At 35.3% G+C, this 20,607-nt stretch carries 12 protein-coding genes; 5 read left to right on the forward strand and 7 right to left on the reverse strand.

What is annotated here, in order from left to right; translation table 11 throughout:
• Positions 1 to 104 precede the first annotated feature (104 nt).
• The 5 genes from nrdJ (at position 105) to LpgJCM5343_RS07385 (ending at position 4,930) form a co-directional block, all read left to right on the forward strand.
• Positions 105 to 2,339 carry a ribonucleoside-triphosphate reductase, adenosylcobalamin-dependent gene (nrdJ, locus tag LpgJCM5343_RS07365; RefSeq protein WP_049150272.1) on the forward strand — a complete coding sequence of 745 codons (2,235 nt, stop codon included), beginning with the start codon at positions 105 to 107 and terminating at the stop codon, positions 2,337 to 2,339.
• Positions 2,340 to 2,358: 19 nt separating this feature from the next.
• Positions 2,359 to 2,745, forward strand: coding sequence for a DUF4430 domain-containing protein (locus LpgJCM5343_RS07370; RefSeq protein WP_003648297.1), 387 nt, complete (start codon positions 2,359 to 2,361; stop codon positions 2,743 to 2,745).
• A complete protein-coding gene (locus LpgJCM5343_RS07375) occupies positions 2,745 to 3,266 on the forward strand; it encodes an ECF transporter S component (protein ID WP_003648296.1) in 522 nt (173 codons plus the stop codon). Before LpgJCM5343_RS07370 ends, LpgJCM5343_RS07375 begins: the two co-directional genes overlap by 1 nt.
• 1 nt (position 3,267) lies before the next feature.
• The gene (locus tag LpgJCM5343_RS07380; protein ID WP_049150269.1) at positions 3,268 to 3,804 is read left to right on the forward strand and encodes a cob(I)yrinic acid a,c-diamide adenosyltransferase; all 537 of its coding nucleotides are present in this window, start codon (positions 3,268 to 3,270) and stop codon (positions 3,802 to 3,804) included.
• A 112-nt stretch (positions 3,805 to 3,916) separates the two neighbouring features.
• Positions 3,917 to 4,930 carry a sugar transferase gene (locus LpgJCM5343_RS07385; protein WP_049150267.1) on the forward strand — a complete coding sequence of 338 codons (1,014 nt, stop codon included), beginning with the start codon at positions 3,917 to 3,919 and terminating at the stop codon, positions 4,928 to 4,930.
• Between the two features lie 90 nt (positions 4,931 to 5,020).
• On the opposite strand, the gene LpgJCM5343_RS07390 is transcribed toward LpgJCM5343_RS07385, so the two are convergent.
• From LpgJCM5343_RS07390 to LpgJCM5343_RS09550, 7 genes are all read right to left on the reverse strand, one after another.
• The gene (locus tag LpgJCM5343_RS07390) at positions 5,021 to 5,905 is read right to left on the reverse strand and encodes a glycosyltransferase family 2 protein (protein ID WP_101890867.1); all 885 of its coding nucleotides are present in this window, start codon (positions 5,903 to 5,905) and stop codon (positions 5,021 to 5,023) included.
• A 7-nt stretch (positions 5,906 to 5,912) separates the two neighbouring features.
• Positions 5,913 to 7,931, reverse strand: coding sequence for an SP_1767 family glycosyltransferase (locus LpgJCM5343_RS07395; RefSeq protein ID WP_049150265.1), 2,019 nt, complete (start codon positions 7,929 to 7,931; stop codon positions 5,913 to 5,915).
• A 37-nt stretch (positions 7,932 to 7,968) separates the two neighbouring features.
• Positions 7,969 to 9,213: a glycosyltransferase gene (locus LpgJCM5343_RS07400; protein WP_049150263.1), complete on the reverse strand. Its 1,245-nt coding sequence runs from the start codon at positions 9,211 to 9,213 to the stop codon at positions 7,969 to 7,971.
• A 5-nt stretch (positions 9,214 to 9,218) separates the two neighbouring features.
• A complete protein-coding gene (locus LpgJCM5343_RS07405; protein ID WP_049150260.1) occupies positions 9,219 to 10,436 on the reverse strand; it encodes a glycosyltransferase family 8 protein in 1,218 nt (405 codons plus the stop codon).
• Between the two features lie 170 nt (positions 10,437 to 10,606).
• A complete protein-coding gene (locus LpgJCM5343_RS07410; protein WP_324253539.1) occupies positions 10,607 to 11,998 on the reverse strand; it encodes an IS3 family transposase in 1,392 nt (463 codons plus the stop codon).
• 130 nt (positions 11,999 to 12,128) lie between these two features.
• Entirely contained in the window at positions 12,129 to 16,025 is a 3,897-nt protein-coding gene (locus LpgJCM5343_RS07415; protein ID WP_276527812.1) for an LPXTG cell wall anchor domain-containing protein, read from the reverse strand.
• A gap of 295 nt (positions 16,026 to 16,320) precedes the next feature.
• Positions 16,321 to 20,403, reverse strand: a complete 4,083-nt coding sequence (locus LpgJCM5343_RS09550) for an RHS repeat domain-containing protein (RefSeq protein ID WP_053090500.1) — start codon at positions 20,401 to 20,403, stop codon at positions 16,321 to 16,323.
• Between the last annotated feature and the right edge of the window lie 204 nt (positions 20,404 to 20,607).

Below are 20,607 nucleotides of genomic sequence, written 5' to 3' on the forward strand. Positions count from 1 at the left end.
AATACAAATAACAATCTATAGTGTTTTTATTCAAGAAAAATACTAGATATTGTGTTATCCTCTTAAGTGTCGACAAGATATTGTACTTAGGGAGAGATAAAAATATGTCTGATTTGAGAATCACACTTGATCCAGATTTCATTGCACAAACTAAAAAAGAAGTTACTCCTCACTGGGGTGAACTTGGTTGGGTTACTTATAAACGTACTTATGCTCGCTGGCTTGATGATAAAAATCGCTCTGAAAATTGGGACGAAACTGTTAAACGCGTGATCGAAGGTAATATTAATCTTGACCCACGTTTAAAAAATGATCCTAGCGAAAAGACCATTCATGAATTAACAGCTGAAGCTAAACAGTTATTTCGCCTAGTCTATGGTCTAGCTGCTACTCCATCTGGTCGAAATTTATGGATTTCAGGAACTGACTATCAAAAGAGAAACGGCGATTCACTAAATAACTGCTGGTTTATTGCCATTCGTCCACAAAAATATGGTAATAGCCACATTGTTCCTGCTTATCTTACACAAGACCAAATTGCACCATCAATGCCTTTTTCATTTTTATTTGACCAACTAATGAAAGGCGGCGGCGTAGGCTTTTCTGTAGTTGACGAAAACATTAACCAAATTCCAAAACTTGATCAAAAAGTAGATTTGGCTATTGTTATTGACAAGAAGAGTAAGTCCTATGACGCATCCCTTAAGTTAGGCGCTACTGATCTTGATGAATGGAAAAAAGCTAATCAAGGAACAGAAGATTACATTTACTACAAGCTCCCTGATACTCGTGAAGGTTGGGTCTTAGCGAATGCTCGTTTAATCGACATGCATTTCAATTCAACTAATCCTGAGAACAAGAAAAAACTAGTACTTGATATCAGCGATATCCGCCCTTACGGAGCTAAAATTCATGGATTCGGTGGTACAGCTTCTGGTCCAATGCCACTAATCGAAATGCTCTTTGACATTAATCAAATTCTTAATGATCGTGCTGGTCAAAACTTGACTGCAGTTGATGCAACAGATATTTGCAACTTAATTGGTAAAACCGTCGTTGCTGGTAACGTTAGAAGAAGCGCAGAACTAGCACTTGGTTCAAGCGATAACCAAGACTTCATTACTATGAAGCAAGATAAAAAGAAACTTTACCACCACCGCTGGGCATCAAATAATAGTGTTGCAATTAATTCTGAGTTTGATAATTATCAACCAATTGCTGACAGTATTCTACACAACGGTGAACCTGGTGTTGTTAATTTAGAATTATCTCGTAACTACGGCCGCATCAAAGATGGTTACCAAGCTGGAATTGATGGTGAAGTTGAAGGAACTAACCCTTGCGGAGAAATCTCCTTAGCTAATGGTGAACCATGTAACTTGTTTGAAGTCTTTCCTTTCATTGCTCAAAAACAAGGCTGGGATCTGAAAGAGGCCTTTAAACTAGCTGCTCGCTACACCAAGCGTGTTACCTTTAGCCCATATGATTGGGAAGTATCTCGTAGGATCATCAACAAGAATCGCCGGATTGGTGTTTCAATGTCTGGAATTCAAGACTGGATTTTATCTACTTTTGGTCACCGCGTAGTGACTGGCTTTAAGACTGCTACTGATTCAGAAACTGGTAAAGAAATTAAAGATCCAGTTTACGACCCTGAAATTATTAAAACAGTCGATGGTCTCTACCAAGCTGTTGTTGATGCTGACAAAGACTATAGCCAAGAACTAAACTGTAACACCTCAATTAAGCACACTACAGTTAAGCCATCTGGTACTGTTGCTAAACTTGCTGGCGTTTCTGAAGGGATGCACTTCCACTATTCAGGTTACTTGATTCAACGCATTCGTTTCCAAGAAACTGACCCACTTCTTCCAGCACTAAAAGCCTGTGGCTATCGAACTGAACCTGATATTTACACACCACATACCATCTGTGTTGAATTTCCAATTAAGGCTGCCAATGCCGATAGTAGCAACTTTGCTTCTGCTGGAACTGTTTCAATTGCTGAACAATTTGCTACTCAAGCTTTCTTACAAACTTACTGGTCAGATAATGCGGTAAGTTGTACTATTACATTTCAAAATGATGAAAGCGATCAAATAGCTCCATTATTACATCAATATCGTCATGCGATTAAATCTACTTCACTTCTGCCTTACTATGGTGGCTCCTTAAAACAAGCTCCAAAAGAACCGATTAGTAAAGAGAAATACGAAAAAGCAGATAACCACATTACTGGTAATGTCGAAATAGTCTTTGAACAAACTAATGATGATCAAAAGGGTCTTGAATTAGTAGATCAAAGCGATTGTGATAATGGTGCTTGCCCAATCAAGTAATAAGAGGAGAATTCTAATAATGAAAAACACTAAAAAGTTAAGTATTTTTGCTGCAATTATTTTATTTTTTACCTTTAGCCTAACTGGTTGTCAAAATAATCAAGAAAAAGCTAAACCCAAAACTGACCAAATTACAGTTACTTACACACTAAAAGATAATAAAAAGACTTTTGCTAATAAAAAAGTTCACCTTAAAAAGAACTCTACTGTAGCTACTGGTCTTAAGAAAAACTGGAAAGTAAAGAGCCAAAAAGAATTTATTACTGCTATTGATGGTAAAAGTCAAAATCCTCAAAAAAAGATTTACTGGACTTATACAGTAAATGGCAAAATGGTAAACAAAAGTGCCTACCAACAAAAGCTTAAGAACAAGGATAAGGTAGTCTTTACCCGGAGTAAATATTAATGGCTACCGAAGAACTAGCTGGAACTAAGAGGCTCGCACTCTTAGGAGTTTTGACCGCCTTATGCGTTGTTTTGAGAATTTTCAAAATTATTCCGGTTCCTAATGTTCAACCAGTTACAACAATTATTATGCTTACTACTCTCTTTGTAAGTGGAGGGATGGGATTTGCCCTAGCTATCTTAACCATGATTATTTCTAATATTTTTCTTGGTTTTGGTATTTGGACAATTCCGCAAATTCTAGCTTACGGTGGTTGTGTTTTAACAATTCTACTATTTAAAAAGCTAACTCCCCTAACGAAATGGTTCTGGCTGCAATTAGCTCTGGTCGCATTTTTAGGAATTGAATATGGTATTTTAGTAGATTTAGGAATGACGATTTTCGGTGGTTTACCAGCCTTTATTGCATACTGGGCAGGTAGCATTTTATTTGATACCTATCATGCAATCGGCAATGTTGTTTTTTACTTACTTTTATATAAACCTATCTCTTTAGCACTTAAGCACTTTTTTGAGGATTAATATGACACTTAAAATTTATACTAAAGTTGGCGACCAGGGAAAAACCAAGCAAGTTAGCGGTAAGATGGTCCCAAAATATGACTTACAAATTGAAACTCTCGGCAATCTTGACGAACTCCAATCTTACTTAGGCGTAACAATCGCCAACTTATCAGATAATTGCCAGGTCTTAAAAGATGAACTACAAAAAAGGCAAAAAGAACTATATCAATTCCAAGCTGATATTGTCGTCAGACGGCATCAAGAAATTACTCCAGATAAGGTAAAAGAATTGGAAAGTAGAATTGATAAGATTACACAGCAATATCCTAGGATTCCAGCTTTTATCCTTCCTGGTGGTTCACCCACCGCTGCCAATTTGCAGTATAGCCGTACATTGGCACGGCGCGCTGAACGGTCATTAGTTGAACTAAATGATAAAAAGCAGCCAATTTCACCTTTTAATCTGGAATATATTAATCGCCTATCTGATTATCTCTTCACGCTAGCACGCTACGCTAATGTCTTAGATGGATATCAAGAAATCAAAAGCAAATAAAAATGAACTCCGTTAGAATAAGATCTAGCGGAGTTTTTTTGTGATAGTTAAATTTGTAAATCAATTTTGCCTGCCCTATACTTAATTTATAAGTTTATATAAGGAGTTATTTATGACAGTTCATATCACGAATTTATATGGCATGGCAATGAATAGTGTTGCGCAATTAGCACAACAAATGGTCGCTAAAATCGGAGTCCAAATGGGAATGAACGAACTCGGTATTTACGCATACCATTGGAAAGAAGAACCAGACCAAGCTAAGAGTACTCGTTTTGACGGCATTATTGCCTCCTTATCAGTCGGCGATACTGTTATCTTCCAATCCCCTAATTGGATAGCAATTGAATGGGATCAAGCTTTGATTGATCATGTTAATATCTATCCAAATGTCAAAAAAATCATTTTTATCCACGACGTTATTCCCTTAATGTTTGAAAGCAATCGATACTTGCTTCCTCAACATATTGACTACTACAACAAGGCAGATGTCTTAATCGTACCTTCTAAAAAAATGTACGACTTTTTAAGAGAAAATGGTCTAAAAGAAAAACCTTATGTTGTACAGCATTTTTGGGATCACTATCCTTGTCAAATTAATTATTTTGTTACCCCGCAAAATAACAAGGTAATTAATTTTGCTGGTAATGCAGACAAGTTTGACTTTGTTAACAATTGGGGAAATCCACGCGTTAAGTTACAAGTCTTCTCAGATCCATGCAAAAAATTTGAAGATCAAAACTTAGAATTTATGGGTTGGAAAAATGATCCGATCTTACTTGAAGAACTACGCAGATCTGGTGGCTTCGGACTAGTTTGGTCAGAAGAACCATACTGGTCAGAATATATGACAATGAACACTTCTTATAAACTAAGTACCTATCTGGCTGCAGGAATTCCAATTATTGTAAATAGTAAAACGCCGGAAGCAGAAACTATTAAACGTAAGAAACTAGGAATTATTGCTGATAGTTTAGCTGAAGCACAAGCCAAGGTTCTTCAGATCAATGACGATGAATACAAAGAACTAACTGATAATGTAGAAAGTTTTGCTAAGTTAATTCGTGAAGGTTATTTCACCAAGAAAGCATTAGCAGATGCCGTAGTTAAAGCCAGATACGAATAAATTTTGTTCATTGTATGCCGAATTTAAATTAATCCATAATCTATATACAAAAGGGTTGCTAAGCTTTCAAATGCTCAGCAACCCTTTTTATTAGTTTTTCCACTTTTCAAGAATAGCCAGTTTTTGTAGTGTATCTCTGTATTTCAAATATTCTCCCTTATCTAACGCATGATTTTTCCATTTTTCTAACCGATACCGATAAGCAGATTCTTCATTACTCGTATCAAAACCAATTAAACGTAGAATTGTAATTCTTTCCTCAATTGATCGTAAAGGAAAGACATCAGTTTCACTTACACTGGCTGATACGCTTGATTTTAAAATACGATGCGTATAAATCGCTTTATTTTCATACGCAATTTTATTTGCAAGTAAATATATCTTCCATGTAGTCAAATCATCTTCTACTGGAACATTTTCAGGATAAACTATATTTTTAAATAAAGAGCGTTTATACAATTTATCCCATGGAACGGTAAAAACTAAAGACATATTGTAGTAATCAGTGCGATACTGCAAGCTAAACCATTCTTTGATTGAATAATCTTTTTCAAAATAGCTATCTTTATTTAGCCAATAAGCAAAAGTCGACTTATCATCATAAAAAATGTTGAAATTCCCTGCTGCTATATCAGCCTTATTTTTTACGGCTAAGTTATACAAGTCTTCAATATGATGTTGATCAAGCCAATCGTAATGATCGACAAATAAAACGTATTCGCCAGTTGCTAGGGCAAGGCCTGCATTTCTGCTTGAACCAACCCCCCCATTTTTCTTATGAAGAACTCTGATTTGATTATATTTTTCACGATATTTTTCACATATTTCTGGCGTATGATCAGTTGAACCATCGTCTACCAAGATAATTTCTAAATCAGAATAAGTTTGAGCCAAAACACTGTCTACACACTGTCTTAAATATTTTTCATCGTTATACACAGGGATAATTACAGAGACTTTTTTACTATTTTCCATCTTAAACCTACTCAATTCTCTCTATTATTTGATTACTATACATTTTGTCATGAATTGGTGTGATATTTACATCTCGATTAAATTCGGCCGTGTGCTTATTCTTTAATTTTACTTTATCAGTAACTCCCATTTTGAACCATTCATATTCTGAATCAATATGACCAATGTCAATCTTTTGATTATTAAGATCTTGCAAATCATCTACAATAACCTTAGCTGTAGGTCCAAGCATTAATAAGATCAACCGATTTTGGGCATTATTTCTAATTGCCTGTTCAATTTGATCAATCTTTTCATATGAATTCTTAGCTGGACACAAAATTCTCTTAATTGAATTTGCATTATCAAATAAATTGTTTCCTACGCCAGAACGTGAATATTTTCCTTCAACAATTAAAACATCACGTTGATTCCAAATCCGTCTTAACTTTTCAAAATAACCAGGACTTTCGCTTTTATCGACTAAGTCAATATATGGTCTTGATACAAAAGTAGAGCCATACCAATTCTTAGTTTGTTCTATTCGCTTCAAGAAAGAAGCATTTTGCGGGAAAAAGCGCTTCTTATAAGTTCTTTGAGCATAGTCATTGTAGCGTGCCAAATCTTCAAATACATCTGGCAAACAAATCAGCGTATTGTCGTAATTGCCGCTTAAAATAATACTTTCTAAGCGTAGAGCTAATTCTTTATTGTAATCTTGATAAAAAATGGATTCACCGCGAATAATATTAAACTCGCCATCTCCAAAACGAATGACTGACTTATGTTTATTCAAAATTAAGTCTAATGATTCATCAATATCTTTTACTTTAATGTCAAAAGCAGAAGTTTCCTTTTTCTTATCAATTATTTTTTTAATTGCCTCTACCATTTCATCTTGAGCGTCATTTGCGAAAACATAATATTTATCATAAGAAATATTATTATTTTTCGTTTCTTCAAAAGAAAGAATTGGCTTTTGCTGGTTAATAATTTTTTCGGTAACATCATCTTCCTTAAGATAGTTAATATCTAAAGAAAAGTCAGCATTGCTAATTAAATTATCTAAAGTTGGATTCATGACAAATGGATATAATTGGACATTGTCATACTTTACCAACTTTTCTAGGAGCCACGACATATTAGTATATGAAGCAATATTAAAACGTACATTAGATAATTTTTGAATTAATAATTCTAAATCTTTAGTTTCAGCAACACGAGCAAAAATAAATGCTTCAGCGTCAAATTCTGGTCTTCTAACCTTGCTCTTATCGAATTTACCATAGCGCTTAACAATATCTGACCATTCCAAATTATGATATTGCCACCAATTATTTCTTAAATCTCCTGTGGAAACCAAATTAAACGGGTTATCATCACCAGAATAGTTAATAATTCGAGGAATAGGCACCCTATTGTAATTATCAAAAACTACTTGTTTATTATTCCAATAAGCATTCTTTTCAAGACCAATCTGATAATTGTATGATAAGTTTAATTTTCCAATTTTATCTTTAAATACTTCATTAATAATTGCTTGATCATTTGCTAATCCTTGCTTTTTACTCATTTCAATGAGCTTAGAGCTCATTTTTTCTTCACGCCAGCGTTTATTATTGATTAGCATTACACTCGAGTTAAATTGGTCTGGATTTTGATAATCATGTACAGCAAACAGCATCTTATCATCAAAATTCATTTGGAAAATGCTTTGAAGATTATCAGTTACAATTAAGTCTGAATCAAGATAGAGAACCTTATCAGCTGAAATTAAATCAGGAATTAAAAAACGACCAAAAGAAATTTTCTTAATTTGATCAGAGCTAAGCTGAACATCACCTAAAAAATTAGGATCTATTTTTTCATCAATTATCTTACTTCCAAATTGGTTTACGTATTGATTAACGTTAACAAACCATTCATGTGGAATATTAAAGTTAATAATATGAATTTCTACATGTTGATTATGAAGAAAAGTTGACTTAAGCGTTGTCTCAATTTTATTTAAATCGTTAACATCAGCATCTAATGCAATAGTATCCATTCATTCTCTTCTTTCTATAAGACTAGGTATCTCATAACTACTTGGCTAATTGTCTAATTCTTTGCACCATTTGATTTACTTGATCATCACCAAATACCTCATACCTTGAATATTTATTATTTTTATCTGCTGTTGATTCAAATGATAAGATTGGAATGTCTTTTTCTTTTATTTGTTCAACAATATCTTTTTCTTTATTTCCTTCATTTATATCTAGATAAATATTTGTATTCTTAAATAAATAATCCAGACGTTTTCCAATTACAAAAGGATACAAAGTAATATTAGGATATTTAGCCAAATGCTTTAAATTCCAAGCCATATCACTCCAAGCCGCAACATTAAAATGAAATTCTGGTAGCTTTTGTACTAATTCTTCTAAATGATCAATAATAGCTGAGTTAGTAAAAGTAAATATTTCTCCAGCAAAATGTCTTTCTTTTAGTTTATCCAAATTTAATGGCTTATACTTTTCTACTACTTGGCTTAACTCTAGATTTCGATAAAACCACCAAGTCTCCCTCATTCTTCCTTCAGAAAAGATATTGAACGGTTTATCATCTGAAATATAATGAATTATTTTTGGATTCTTTACTTTATCCAATATTTCAGTTGCTGTTTCTGTATTAGAATTATTTGACCAAAATAGAAATCTATCCGCACCAATTTGATAATTATATTTAAAAGATAAACTTCCGATTTCATCCTTAAACCAATTGTTAATTGTATCTTGGTCATCTTGCGGAAAATTATTTTTCCGAGCAAAATCTAACAGTTTTTCGCTCAAATTATGGTCTTTACGCAATTCCTGATTATTAATTAGTAAAACACCTGCATTTATCGAAGGTACAGGAAGATCTACTCTACTTTCATTTTTATTTCTAACATCAAAAATATGCGTGACTGCTAAAATCTTTTTTCCATTAAACTTGCGAGAAAATAGTTCATCAATTTCATCATCTACAACAAGATCGGAATCTAAATATAATACTCGATTTGCTTTAATTAATTTAGGTATTAATAAACGAGCATAAGTCATTTGATTAATATGTTTGAATCCAGAATTCAAATCATGCAATTCTTCGGGATCAAATTTCTCGTCAATAATTTTGGAATCAATTTGATTTGCATAACGATTAATATTTGCGAACCATTCTTGGGGAATATCATAGTTTAAAAGATATATCTCTACGTTTTTTACATTATATAAAATTGATTTTATTGTTGTTTCAACTTTATCGATATAACCATAATTAGCGCTTAAAGCAATTACTTTTTCCATTACTCTTACTCTTCCAAATTTTTAATCTCTTGCACCATTCGATCTACTTGGTCATTTCCAAATACCTTATAATTTGAATATTTACTATCTTTATTTGCAGTATCTTCAAAAGATAAAATTGGAATACCTTTGTCTTCGATTTGCCGTAAAACATTTTCATCTTTTTGATAATGATTAATATCTAAGTACAACTCACATTTTTTAATCAGTTCTTCTACACGGGCATAGATTATTGCAGGGTAAACAGTGACATTCGGATATTTCATTAGATTCAATAATCCTGTTGCAACTTCTGTATAAGCTGCAATATTGAAGTGAACTTCTGGTAATGCCTTAATTAAGCTTTCAAGATTTTGGATATTAGCAGAATAAGTAAAAATTAAAGCTTCCGTAGCAAACTTAGGTGCTCCTATTTTCATCGAATCAAAGATCGTAAATTTCTGGACAAGCTTTGATAACTCTAAATTACGATAAAACCACCATTTTTCTCGCATTATTCCCAAATAACAAAAATCTGATGGCTTTCCTTTCATAACATAATGGATGATTTTAGGGTCTTTAACTGAATTAAGAAGATTGATCATTCGCTGATCATTTCTAGAGTAAGCAAAATATGTCGCACCCACCTGATGGTTGTATTTATGAGGAAGCAAGCCAATCTTATCCTTGAAATATTCATTAATTATTTGCTGATCGCCATTGACGTAATTTTTACGACTCATTTCAATTAAGTCGCGACTTACATTGTTCTTTTTTAATGCAGCATTATCTAAAACTAAAACTCCGGAATTTATCAAACAGTTAGTCGTTGCATCTCCTTGATCGTCTGAATCAAAGATATCGCCTACTCCCAATATTTCTTTTCCATTAAAAGGAATTGTAAATAAGTCATCAATGGCATCATCCACAATTAAATCACTATCTAGGTATAAAACTCTATCTTCTGGTACCAATTCCGGAATTAAAAATCTAGCAAATCCCATTTCATTAATACCCGGTCTTGGACCCTGCGAATCGTTTAAAATTCCATGATCAAACTTTGCATCAATTACTTCAGAGCCAATCTGGTTAACATACTGATTAATATTAACAAACCATTCCTGTGGAATATCACAATTCAAAAGATAAATCTTTACATACTGGTTGTTATATAAAATTGACTTAATCGCAGTCTCTGCTTTATCCAGATACCCATAATCTGCGCATAAAGCGATTACTTTCATAACCTACTCCGCTTTCTATCTTTGTTTTATAACTATTATCTATTAATAATTATAATACTAATTATTAGTTATATATTTCAAATTTTAAAATAATTCACACACATGTTATTAATAATAAAAATAGCTCTCTAAAGTGTAGTGACCCACAAAAATTGGACACTTTATTAATATTATGCAACTAAGGATTGATTCCGATATTGAATCGGAGTCAGTCCTTTTAGTTTACTCTTTGTTCTTTCGTAATTATAAAAGTGAATATAATCTTTAATCGCTTGTTCTAATTCATTCAGATTGGCATAGTTTGATTCTTTGCCATAAAACATCTCTCTTTTAAGTATGCCAAAGAAGCCTTCCATAAGCCCATCGTCTGGAGAACAGCCTTTCCTAGACATACTTTGTTCAATGCCACGTCTTGCAAGTTCATATTGATAAGTCTTATGTTGATATTGCCAGCCACGATCTGAATGAAATACTAATCCATTCAATGAATCATTAACTTTAAATGCATCATCAAGCATAGTCAGTACCTGCTGCAAGTTGGGACGACGAGAGATATTATAAGCGACAATATCTCTCCCACAGCCATCGATAATAGGCGATAGATAAAGCTTTTGTCCTCTTAAGTTGAATTCAGTAATATCCGTGTACCACTTCATATTTGGTCTAATAGCAAAGAAGTTGCGTTTAATTAAGTTAGGTTTAATTCTTCCTTCAATTTCACCCTCAAAGCTGTTGTAGCGTCTTCTACGTTTCATACGATATCCAATCAAATTAAGTTTACGCATTAAACGATAGACTGTTTTTCGATTGATTATAAAGCCTTCACTATGTAAGTGATCAGTTATTGTTCGATAACCTGGAGCAGTGTATCTATCTTTAAGTTCAAAGAATATTTCTTTAATTCGTTTAATTAGACTGTGGTGCTTTATCTCATCTTGATCTTCGCGCTTTAAAATATTGTAATAATTGCTTCTGGATAAGCTAGGTAAAGCATTATTCGGATCATTTAAAATCGACAAGATAGTTTTAACACCCAACCCAAGTTCTAGCCTTAATTCTCTAACAGCTTGTGCTATTTCTGTTTTGGTTGGTTTTTTCTCTTTTGAACCAAGGCATCCAATTTTTTTATAAATGCATTCTCGACAGTAAGCTTTAAATTCTGGTGACGCAATTCTTCGTTTTCTTTCTTCAATTTCTCTAGCTCTTTGTTCACGGGTTCGTCGTCCTTTCCTCTTGATAACGACATTATACCCGTTTTCTTTATAAGAGCGAATCCAGTTAATAAGCATCCCTTGACTTTTCAAGCCCAATTCTAAAGATACAGAGTAAGCAGCTTCATGATTGACTAAAACCCGATTGATAGCTTCTAGCTTAAATTGGGCTGAATAATAAGTATGGGGCTTATCTAATATATCCATTCCATGCCTATGAATGAGTGAAACTAAGTACTTAATACTAACTGAGCCTATTCCATACTTTTTACTTAAATATGTCGATCTTTTATTTTCAATAGTCCATTCTTTATAAATATTCAATTTATCTTTTTTAGTTAATTTAGACATAGTAAAACCCCCGAAATCCGTGTCCGAATTTCGGGGGTCACTACAAAGCTTTTAAAGGCCTTAGAGAGCTATTTTGGTATTTATTTTGAACAAGAAAAAGCCATAGCAAACAAGCTATGACCTTTTTCTGTTATCTTCTTCTCTTTCTATTCTTTTTACGTCTTAAACCAAGTAAACCACCAACAGCAGTTGCAAGTAGACCAAGTAATGATGACGAATTCGTAGAAGCACCAGTTTGTGGCAACTTACGACGAGTATTCGTTCTTACCCGATGTTTCTTAGCACTAACTTGTTGTTCAGTTGATTCTGCTGGCTGTTTTTCTGGAGTAATGTTTACGCTAGTTTGTTCGCTGACAGATTCAGCAGGACGTGAAATAGATGGATTCGTAGTACTATTAATTGATTCTGAATTATTAGTATTACTGTTCGTTTCAGAAGTACTCTCAATTACTTCTGAGTGAGTAGAAATTGAAGTTGATTGACTAATTGAATTACTAATTGAAGCTTCACTTTCACTTAATGAATTGCTTAGGCTTCCACTCTGGCTTGTTGAACCTTGTGAATGTCTTGGAGTATTAGAACCTGAATTGCTTAAGCTGTTACTCAAACTCTCGCTTTGGCTCAATGAGTTACTCAAGCTTTCACTCTGACTTAATGAGTTACTTAAGCTTTCACTTTGACTTAAGGAGTTAGACAAGCTTTCGCTCTGGCTCAAGCTGTTGCTCAAACTCTCGCTTTGGTTCAAGCTGTTACTCAAGCTTTCACTTTGGCTCAAGCTGTTGCTCAAGCTTTCACTCTGACTTAAGCTTTCGCTCTGGCTGAGTGAGTTACTTAAGCTTTCGCTTTGACTCAAGCTGTTACTCAAGCTTTCACTCTGGCTTAAGGAGTTACTCAAGCTTTCACTTTGACTCAAGCTGTTGCTCAAGCTCTCACTCAAGCTGTTGCTCTGGCTTAAGGAGTTACTCAAGCTTTCACTCTGACTCAAGGAGTTGCTTAGGCTTTCACTCTGGCTGAGTGAGTTGCTCAAGCTCTCGCTTTGACTCAAGGAATTGCTTAGACTCTCACTCTGACTCAAGGTGTTACTCAAGCTTTCGCTCTGGCTGAGTGAGTTACTCAAACTCTCGCTTTGACTTAGTGAATTACTTAAGCTCTCGCTTTGACTCAAGCTGTTACTCAAACTCTCACTTTGACTCAAGGAGTTACTTAAGCTCTCGCTTTGACTCAAGGAGTTACTCAAGCTATTGCTCAAACTCTCACTCTCACTTAAGGAGTTGCTTAAGCTTTCGCTCTGACTTAATGAATTACTCAAGCTCTCGCTTTGACTCAAAGAGTTGGACAAGCTCTCACTCTGACTTAAGGAGTTAGACAAGCTCCCACTTTGGCTCAAGCTGTTGCTCAAGCTCTCACTCTGACTCAAGGAGTTAGACAAGCTCTCACTTTGGCTGAGTGAATTACTTAAGCTTTCGCTTTGACTTAAGCTGTTGCTCAAACTTTCACTCTGACTGAGTGAGTTACTCAAGCTCTCGCTCTGACTTAGTGAATTACTCAAACTCTCACTTTCGCTTAAGGAGTTGCTTAAACTTTCGCTCTGGCTTAAGGAGTTACTCAAGCTCTCGCTTTGACTTAAGGAATTGCTTAGGCTTTCGCTTTGGCTGAGGGAGTTACTCAAGCTTTCACTCTCACTCAAGGAGTTACTCAAACTCTCACTCTGACTCAAGCTGTTAGACAAGCTTTCGCTCTGGCTGAGGGAGTTACTCAAGCTTTCGCTTTGGCTCAAGCTGTTACTCAAACTCTCACTCTGACTCAAGGAGTTAGACAAGCTTTCACTCTGACTCAATGAGTTAGACAAGCTCTCGCTTTGACTCAAGCTGTTACTCAAGCTTTCACTCTCACTCAAGGAGTTAGACAAGCTCTCACTCTGGCTTAAGGAGTTACTCAAACTCTCGCTCTCACTCAAGGAGTTACTCAAGCTCTCGCTTTGACTGAGTGAGTTACTCAAACTCTCACTCTGACTCAAGCTGTTGCTCAAGCTCTCGCTTTGACTGAGTGAGTTACTCAAACTCTCACTCTGACTCAAGCTGTTGCTCAAGCTCTCACTCTGACTCAATGAGTTACTTAAACTTTCACTTTGGCTCAAGGAGTTACTTAAGCTTTCACTTTGGCTTAAGGAGTTGGACAAACTCTCACTCTCACTCAAGGAGTTGCTCAAGCTCTCACTTTCACTCAAGCTGTTACTCAAACTCTCACTTTGGCTCAATGAGTTACTCAAACTCTCACTTTGGCTGAGTGAATTACTTAAGCTTTCGCTCTGGCTCAAGGAGTTAGACAAGCTTTCGCTTTGACTCAATGAGTTACTCAAACTTTCGCTCTGGCTCAAGCTGTTACTCAAACTCTCGCTTTGGCTTAGAGAGTTGCTTAAACTCTCACTTTGGCTAAGCGAGTTACTCAAACTTTCGCTCTGGCTCAAGCTGCTGCTCAAACTCTCACTCTGGCTCAAGCTGTTGCTTAAACTTTCACTCTGGCTCAATGAGTTACTCAAACTTTCGCTCTGACTTAGTGAGTTACTTAAACTCTCACTTTGGCTTAGTGAGTTACTCAAACTCTCGCCCTGACTCAATGAGTTACTTAAACTTTCACTTTGGCGCAATGAGTTACTCAAGCTCTCGCTTTGACTCAAGCTGTTGCTCAAGCTTTCGCTCTGGCTCAAACTGTTACTTAAGCTTTCGCTTTGGCTCAAGCTGTTGCTCAAACTCTCGCTTTGGCTCAATGAGTTAGACAAGCTCTCACTCTGACTCAATGAGTTACTCAAGCTTTCACTTTCGCTGAGGGAGTTGCTTAAGCTTTCGCTCTGACTTAGTGAGTTACTTAAACTTTCACTTTGGCGCAATGAGTTACTCAAGCTCTCACTCTGGCTCAAACTGTTGCTCAAACTCTCACTTTGGCTGAGTGAGTTACTCAAGCTTTCACTCTGGCTCAAGGAGTTAGACAAGCTTTCACTTTGGCTAAGTGAGTTGCTTAGGCTTTCACTCTGGCTTAAGCTGTTGCTCAAACTCTCACTTTGACTCAAAGAGTTGGACAAGCTCTCACTCTGACTTAAGGAATTACTCAAGCTTTCGCTCTGGCTCAAAGAGTTGGACAAACTCTCACTCTGACTCAAGCTGTTGCTCAAACTCTCGCTTTGACTTAAGGAGTTAGATAAGCTCTCACTCTCACTTAAGCTGTTGCTTAGGCTTTCGCTCTGGCTTAATGAATTACTCAAGCTCTCGCTTTGACTGAGTGAATTACTTAAGCTTTCGCTCTGGCTGAGTGAATTGCTTAGGCTCTCGCTTTGACTCAAGCTGTTACTCAAGCTTTCACTCTCACTCAAGGAGTTACTCAAGCTCTCGCTTTGACTCAAGCTGTTGCTCAAGCTTTCACTCTGACTTAAGGAGTTGCTTAGGCTTTCGCTCTGACTGAGTGAATTACTCAAGCTCTCACTCTGGCTCAAACTGTTGCTCAAACTCTCGCTTTGGCTTAGAGAGTTGCTTAAACTCTCACTTTGGCTAAGCGAGTTACTCAAGCTCTCGCTCTGGCTCAAGCTGTTACTCAAACTCTCGCTTTGGCTGAGTGAATTACTCAAGCTCTCGCTTTGACTTAAGGAGTTAGATAAGCTCTCACTCTCACTTAAGCTGTTGCTTAGGCTTTCGCTCTGGCTTAATGAATTACTCAAGCTCTCGCTTTGACTGAGTGAATTACTTAAGCTTTCGCTCTGGCTGAGTGAATTGCTTAGGCTCTCACTTTGGCTCAAGCTGTTGCTTAAACTCTCACTCTGACTTAAGGAATTACTCAAGCTTTCGCTCTGGCTTAGTGAGTTAGACAAGCTTTCACTTTGACTCAATGAGTTACTCAAGCTCTCGCTTTGACTTAAGCTTTCACTCTGGCTCAAGGAGTTACTCAAACTTTCGCTTTGACTCAGTGAGTTACTCAAACTCTCACTTTCACTCAGTGAGTTACTTAAGCTTTCACTTTGGCTAAATGAATTACTCAAGCTCTCGCTTTGGCTTGTTGAATGACTTAGACTCTCACTTTGACTGAGTGACCTACTGGTACTTTCACTTTGTCTAATTGAATTACTTAAGCTTCTACTTATACTTCCTGAAGTAGCTTCACTAATACTTAATGATTCACTTCTACTTTCGGATCTTTGAATTGAATAACTATTTGAAATACTATTAGATACACTCTGACTTGCGCTAATGCTTTGGATATCTGTGTAATGTAAATAAACAGTGAACTTATTAGGACTGTCAATTAAATTACCATAAGGATAAGCAGTTAAATTCTTAAGATCTACTCCTTCTGGGGGGGGTAATTACCTTTCCTGTTTGGTTATTAACAACTTTCTCAAGGCTATAACCTAACTTTTCCAAATATGCCAAAGTATCAGTAGCATTTGAAAAATCAATTTTACTATCGGCTGTTCCTTGAGCAGTATTTGTTGCAGACACAATCGTAATTGGATTAGCAGGATCATTGTCATTAACAAATTCTAGAGTTGCAGTTCTTGTATTAGTTGGATCTACGGCATTTTTAACATCACCACTAGTGTCATACCGAATTAGAGCTGCCCATTTTTGTCCCTGGACTCCAGTAGAATCTTTACCAGTTGTATTATTAGTAACTTTCATTAAAGCAATAGGTGTTTTTTCTAACGCATTTAGAAGAGTCTTGTTAGATGTATCTGCACCATTAAAATTATCAGCATCTATTAAATGATCGTAATCTTCTTGATAAGTTTTAATATCAGATGGCATCGTAAATTCATTAGAAGAAACAGTTAATGGGCTAATGCTTCCATCCAATCTGGCATTTGGATTAGATAATTTAATATGATAAACTCTTTGAATTCTACCACTCGCATCAACTGGCGTATCAGTATGTGTAACCGTTACTTCAGAGTCAACTTTATCACCATTTTTTTCGTTATTATTCAAATATACATTTGATTCTGAATCTACTGTATTACTTAAATCATTCGTTACATATTTAGCAAGGTGATCTTTTATTTGAGTTGCTAGATCTTCATCTGTAGCCCATTGATAATTAAAGACATCATTTTTCCCTACGCTAACGGTAATGTCAAAATTATTACTAGTATTTTGATTAGAATTTTTTGCCCCATTTGTAGCAATATTAACAGTTACCCTGTTGTACCAGTTAGTAGCGATTCCAACTTTATTATCTGGATACCAAATACGATTGTACGGTTCAACCATACTTGAATAAGTTTGATCATTTCCTTTCAGGTATTGTCCATCATAGACATATTGTCCTTGAATATGCAAACCACTAGCATAGCGTTGTCCATTTATTGTGACATCGTTAGTTGGAGTATAAGCAAACTTTGTACCATTAAGAGATAGATCATTGGTATATTTATAAACAAAGGTAGTACCTAAGTTAGTAGTATTACTGCTACTTTGATCAGTACTAATTGAAGGAGTTTGTGAACCCGGATTACCCCAACTGAGCTTTAAATTCCAAGAAGGATGGTTATTACCAGTCGTATATTTAGCTGCATTTGCGTTAAATACTATCCTATAATACGTTCCCATATTATAAGCTGTTCCGACTTGAGTACCATCTGTAGTAGTTATGGCTAAATTATTTCCAAGCTTAGTATCATATTCTTTAATGGAACCATCTGCATTAGGTAAACCTAGTTGTACATCAAAATAATCTCCACTCTTTAATTGAGTAGTTGGAGTAAAGGTAAAATGAAGTTGTTCATAACCTGCATCATTAATTGTTTCTCCTTTATAAGGAGTAACCTTAAGATTGCTGATATTATATGAAGTAGTATCTAGTTTAGTACTACCAGCTTGAACGGTATAAGAAACCGATCCGTCATTTTGCTCGTTTACTGGATACTGACTTTTCACTACATTTATAGGTGTTTTATCATTTCCAACTTTAAAAGTATATGTGAAGTCACTTCCAGCTGCGCCTTGGTTGGCATCTCCAGCAAGTTCAGATACTAATGGAGCTGTATTATACGAATATTTATACGAGCCACCATTTTGAGGATCCAATGTTAATTTAACAGTGTTAGTAGGAGAACTCCAAACCGGATTACTGCTTAAAGTAATTTCAAATAGCTTTTCTCCGTTTGGCCCATAATTTCCTAAATCTTGAACATTTGTAGGATTTACTCCAGCTCCAAATGTTATATCATCTTTTGTAGCTGTAAAACCTGCAGGAATCATCAAAATAAACTTAGGATTTTTTATAGTGGAATTTCCATAAGTTGATAAACGAAAAGTATAAGTAGGAAGCGTAGCACTATTACCATTGTATACTTTTTCATTTGCGTCAAACCACGCAGTACCAGAGAAAGTCGGTGTTTGTGTGTTGTTTATATAGTAAGTTACATCTGTTGCATTGCTACTTCTTACAACATCATAAGTCTTGCCATTAGCAGTAATCGTAGCAGTGCCTGCTGTACTTTGACCATCACTTGCAAGTTCAGATACTAACGGCGTACTACTACTATTATATGTATAGCTTCCTTGTGCAGATGAATCTAAAGCTAACTTAAATTGTAAGCCAAGATCTTTGTTATTACTTTCTGATGGATTAAAGTTCAGCTTTACAAGGTATAGTTCTTCACCATTACTATTAGTTCCAATAGATTCAACACTGTAATCACTGCTACTGAAACTGTTAGTTCCTTTAAAATTATCCCCGAAATATTTACTTACAGTATCTGAAGAGATTAGACTATTGCCTGTTGCTGTGAATCCTTTAGGAATTGCAACAATAAATTGTGGCTTATCGACCGTCGTAGTACCGTTTGTTGACAACCGAACGTTTAAAGTAGGCAAATCAGTCGTTGGAGTATCAGCTGTATAGTTAGTGCTATTTGCTGAAACAAAAGTTCCATTTGAAAGATTACCCAAAGTAGCAGTACCAGTGAATGTTGGCTTAAGTGCTTGATTTACAGCATATTGGATTGAGGAAGCATATCCTTCAGTATTTACAACATCAACATGTTTTCCATCTATTGTAAAGCCCGTAAAGTTCCCGTTATTCCAACCTTGTCCATCACTTGCAAGCTCAGACACTAAAGGTGCAGTATATTCGTTATAGCTATATTGCCCCGTGACAGTAGGGTCTAATGTCAGTTTAAATTTTCCACCAAAATTATTGCCCCAATTAGGATTAGCAGTTAGAGTTATACTAAAAAGCTGTTCGCCATTAGGTCCTACTTCACCTAAATCTTTAACAGAATATTCACTAGAAGAAAAGCTCTCAGGGCCACTAAATCCAGCGTTAAATGGATAAGTATAACGACTACTTCCAAGTTGACTAAAGTCATTGACACTTGATTTAAATCCCTTGGGGATCATTACAAAAAATTGTTGACTATTAGTAGTGTCATTATTTGCCGTAGAAAGTCGAAAAGCTAAGTTAGGAAGACTTGATGCAGATGTTGAGCTCGTATATGAAATATCACTACCTGAAACATATTTTCCATCAGTACCTATATATCCTAGGAGCGCAGTACCTGTAAAATCTGGCTTAGCAACCGTAGCATCAGTAGCTGCCAAAGTCATAAAGTTAGCAGCTAAAGTAACTGGTAATTGAGAATTTGAATTATTCGAAGTGGAATTATTACTAGAAACACTATTAAAGGCTAATGGTAAGTTAGACAATGAAGAAAGATCATTACTTAAATTAAGACTTGCCTGTAAGTTGGTCGTAATATCATTAGAAGTAGAAGCATATGTAGAACTCTGTTCTTGATTAGCAGAAGTAGAATTATTTGAAAGAGAGTTTTCGGCACTCCGTCTATTATTTTGTCCACTCTTCTTTACATTTGCAGTTTCAGATTGACTCGCTTTATTGTCTGATTTATGTGAAGTACTCGTTGCTTGCTTATTAGACTTAGCTTCTTTTTCTTTACTTTTAGCTAAGCTTAATGAATTAAGCGCACTTTCAGATTCACTTAATGAATGACTTAAAGATTCCGATTGGCTAATTGACTGACTCAAAGATTTTGAAAGACTTTGAGATAGTTGTGTACTTTTAGAAGCTGAAGTTGATTTAGTTTTATCTTCAGAAGCGCTAATACTAAAAGTCTTACTATCAGACTTGCTACCAGTAGTATCTGACGCACCACTCTTGATAAAGTCAGAAACTGATCCAACAACTTGTGACTTTGGATCAACGGAAGTTTGAGCCGCATATACTCGCCCATTCGGAAGCAGGGCTCCACCAGTTGCTCCAACGCCAAGAATTGTAGCTAGACCTGCAATATCCTTCAGATAAGAAGTTGCATCATCTTTGTCATCTCTAATTGCATTAGGATCAACATAATGTTTAACATGTTTTTGAAGTTTTCTATTTTTAAAATATCTTCTCATAAGTTATGCCTCTAATGTATTTATTCCTAGTAGTAATATTTTAATCATAACTAAGTTATATAACTATTAAATTAATAGCAGTATCTGAATCTATAATACATCATTTGTTATTAAATGACACATAAAATTTAATATATTATTTGATGATATTTGTTAATTTTTAGCGAGCTTAAATATATTTAATTAATATTTTTATTTTTCGAG

Source organism: Lactobacillus paragasseri (genome assembly GCF_003584685.1).
Classification (GTDB): domain Bacteria; phylum Bacillota; class Bacilli; order Lactobacillales; family Lactobacillaceae; genus Lactobacillus; species Lactobacillus paragasseri.

Excerpts from the sequence above, each read along its gene's own strand:
- nrdJ (WP_049150272.1), top strand. The coding sequence starts at position 105 with ATGTCTGATTTGAGAATCACACTTGATCCAGATTTCATTGCACAAACT.
- LpgJCM5343_RS07370 (WP_003648297.1), top strand. The coding sequence starts at position 2,359 with ATGAAAAACACTAAAAAGTTAAGTATTTTTGCTGCAATTATTTTATTT.
- LpgJCM5343_RS07375 (WP_003648296.1), top strand. The coding sequence starts at position 2,745 with ATGGCTACCGAAGAACTAGCTGGAACTAAGAGGCTCGCACTCTTAGGA.
- LpgJCM5343_RS07380 (WP_049150269.1), top strand. The coding sequence starts at position 3,268 with ATGACACTTAAAATTTATACTAAAGTTGGCGACCAGGGAAAAACCAAG.
- LpgJCM5343_RS07385 (WP_049150267.1), top strand. The coding sequence starts at position 3,917 with ATGACAGTTCATATCACGAATTTATATGGCATGGCAATGAATAGTGTT.
- LpgJCM5343_RS07390 (WP_101890867.1), bottom strand. The coding sequence starts at position 5,905 with ATGGAAAATAGTAAAAAAGTCTCTGTAATTATCCCTGTGTATAACGAT.
- LpgJCM5343_RS07395 (WP_049150265.1), bottom strand. The coding sequence starts at position 7,931 with ATGGATACTATTGCATTAGATGCTGATGTTAACGATTTAAATAAAATT.
- LpgJCM5343_RS07400 (WP_049150263.1), bottom strand. The coding sequence starts at position 9,213 with ATGGAAAAAGTAATTGCTTTAAGCGCTAATTATGGTTATATCGATAAA.
- LpgJCM5343_RS07405 (WP_049150260.1), bottom strand. The coding sequence starts at position 10,436 with ATGAAAGTAATCGCTTTATGCGCAGATTATGGGTATCTGGATAAAGCA.
- LpgJCM5343_RS07410 (WP_324253539.1), bottom strand. The coding sequence starts at position 11,998 with ATGTCTAAATTAACTAAAAAAGATAAATTGAATATTTATAAAGAATGG.
- LpgJCM5343_RS09550 (WP_053090500.1), bottom strand. The coding sequence starts at position 20,403 with ATGAGAAGATATTTTAAAAATAGAAAACTTCAAAAACATGTTAAACAT.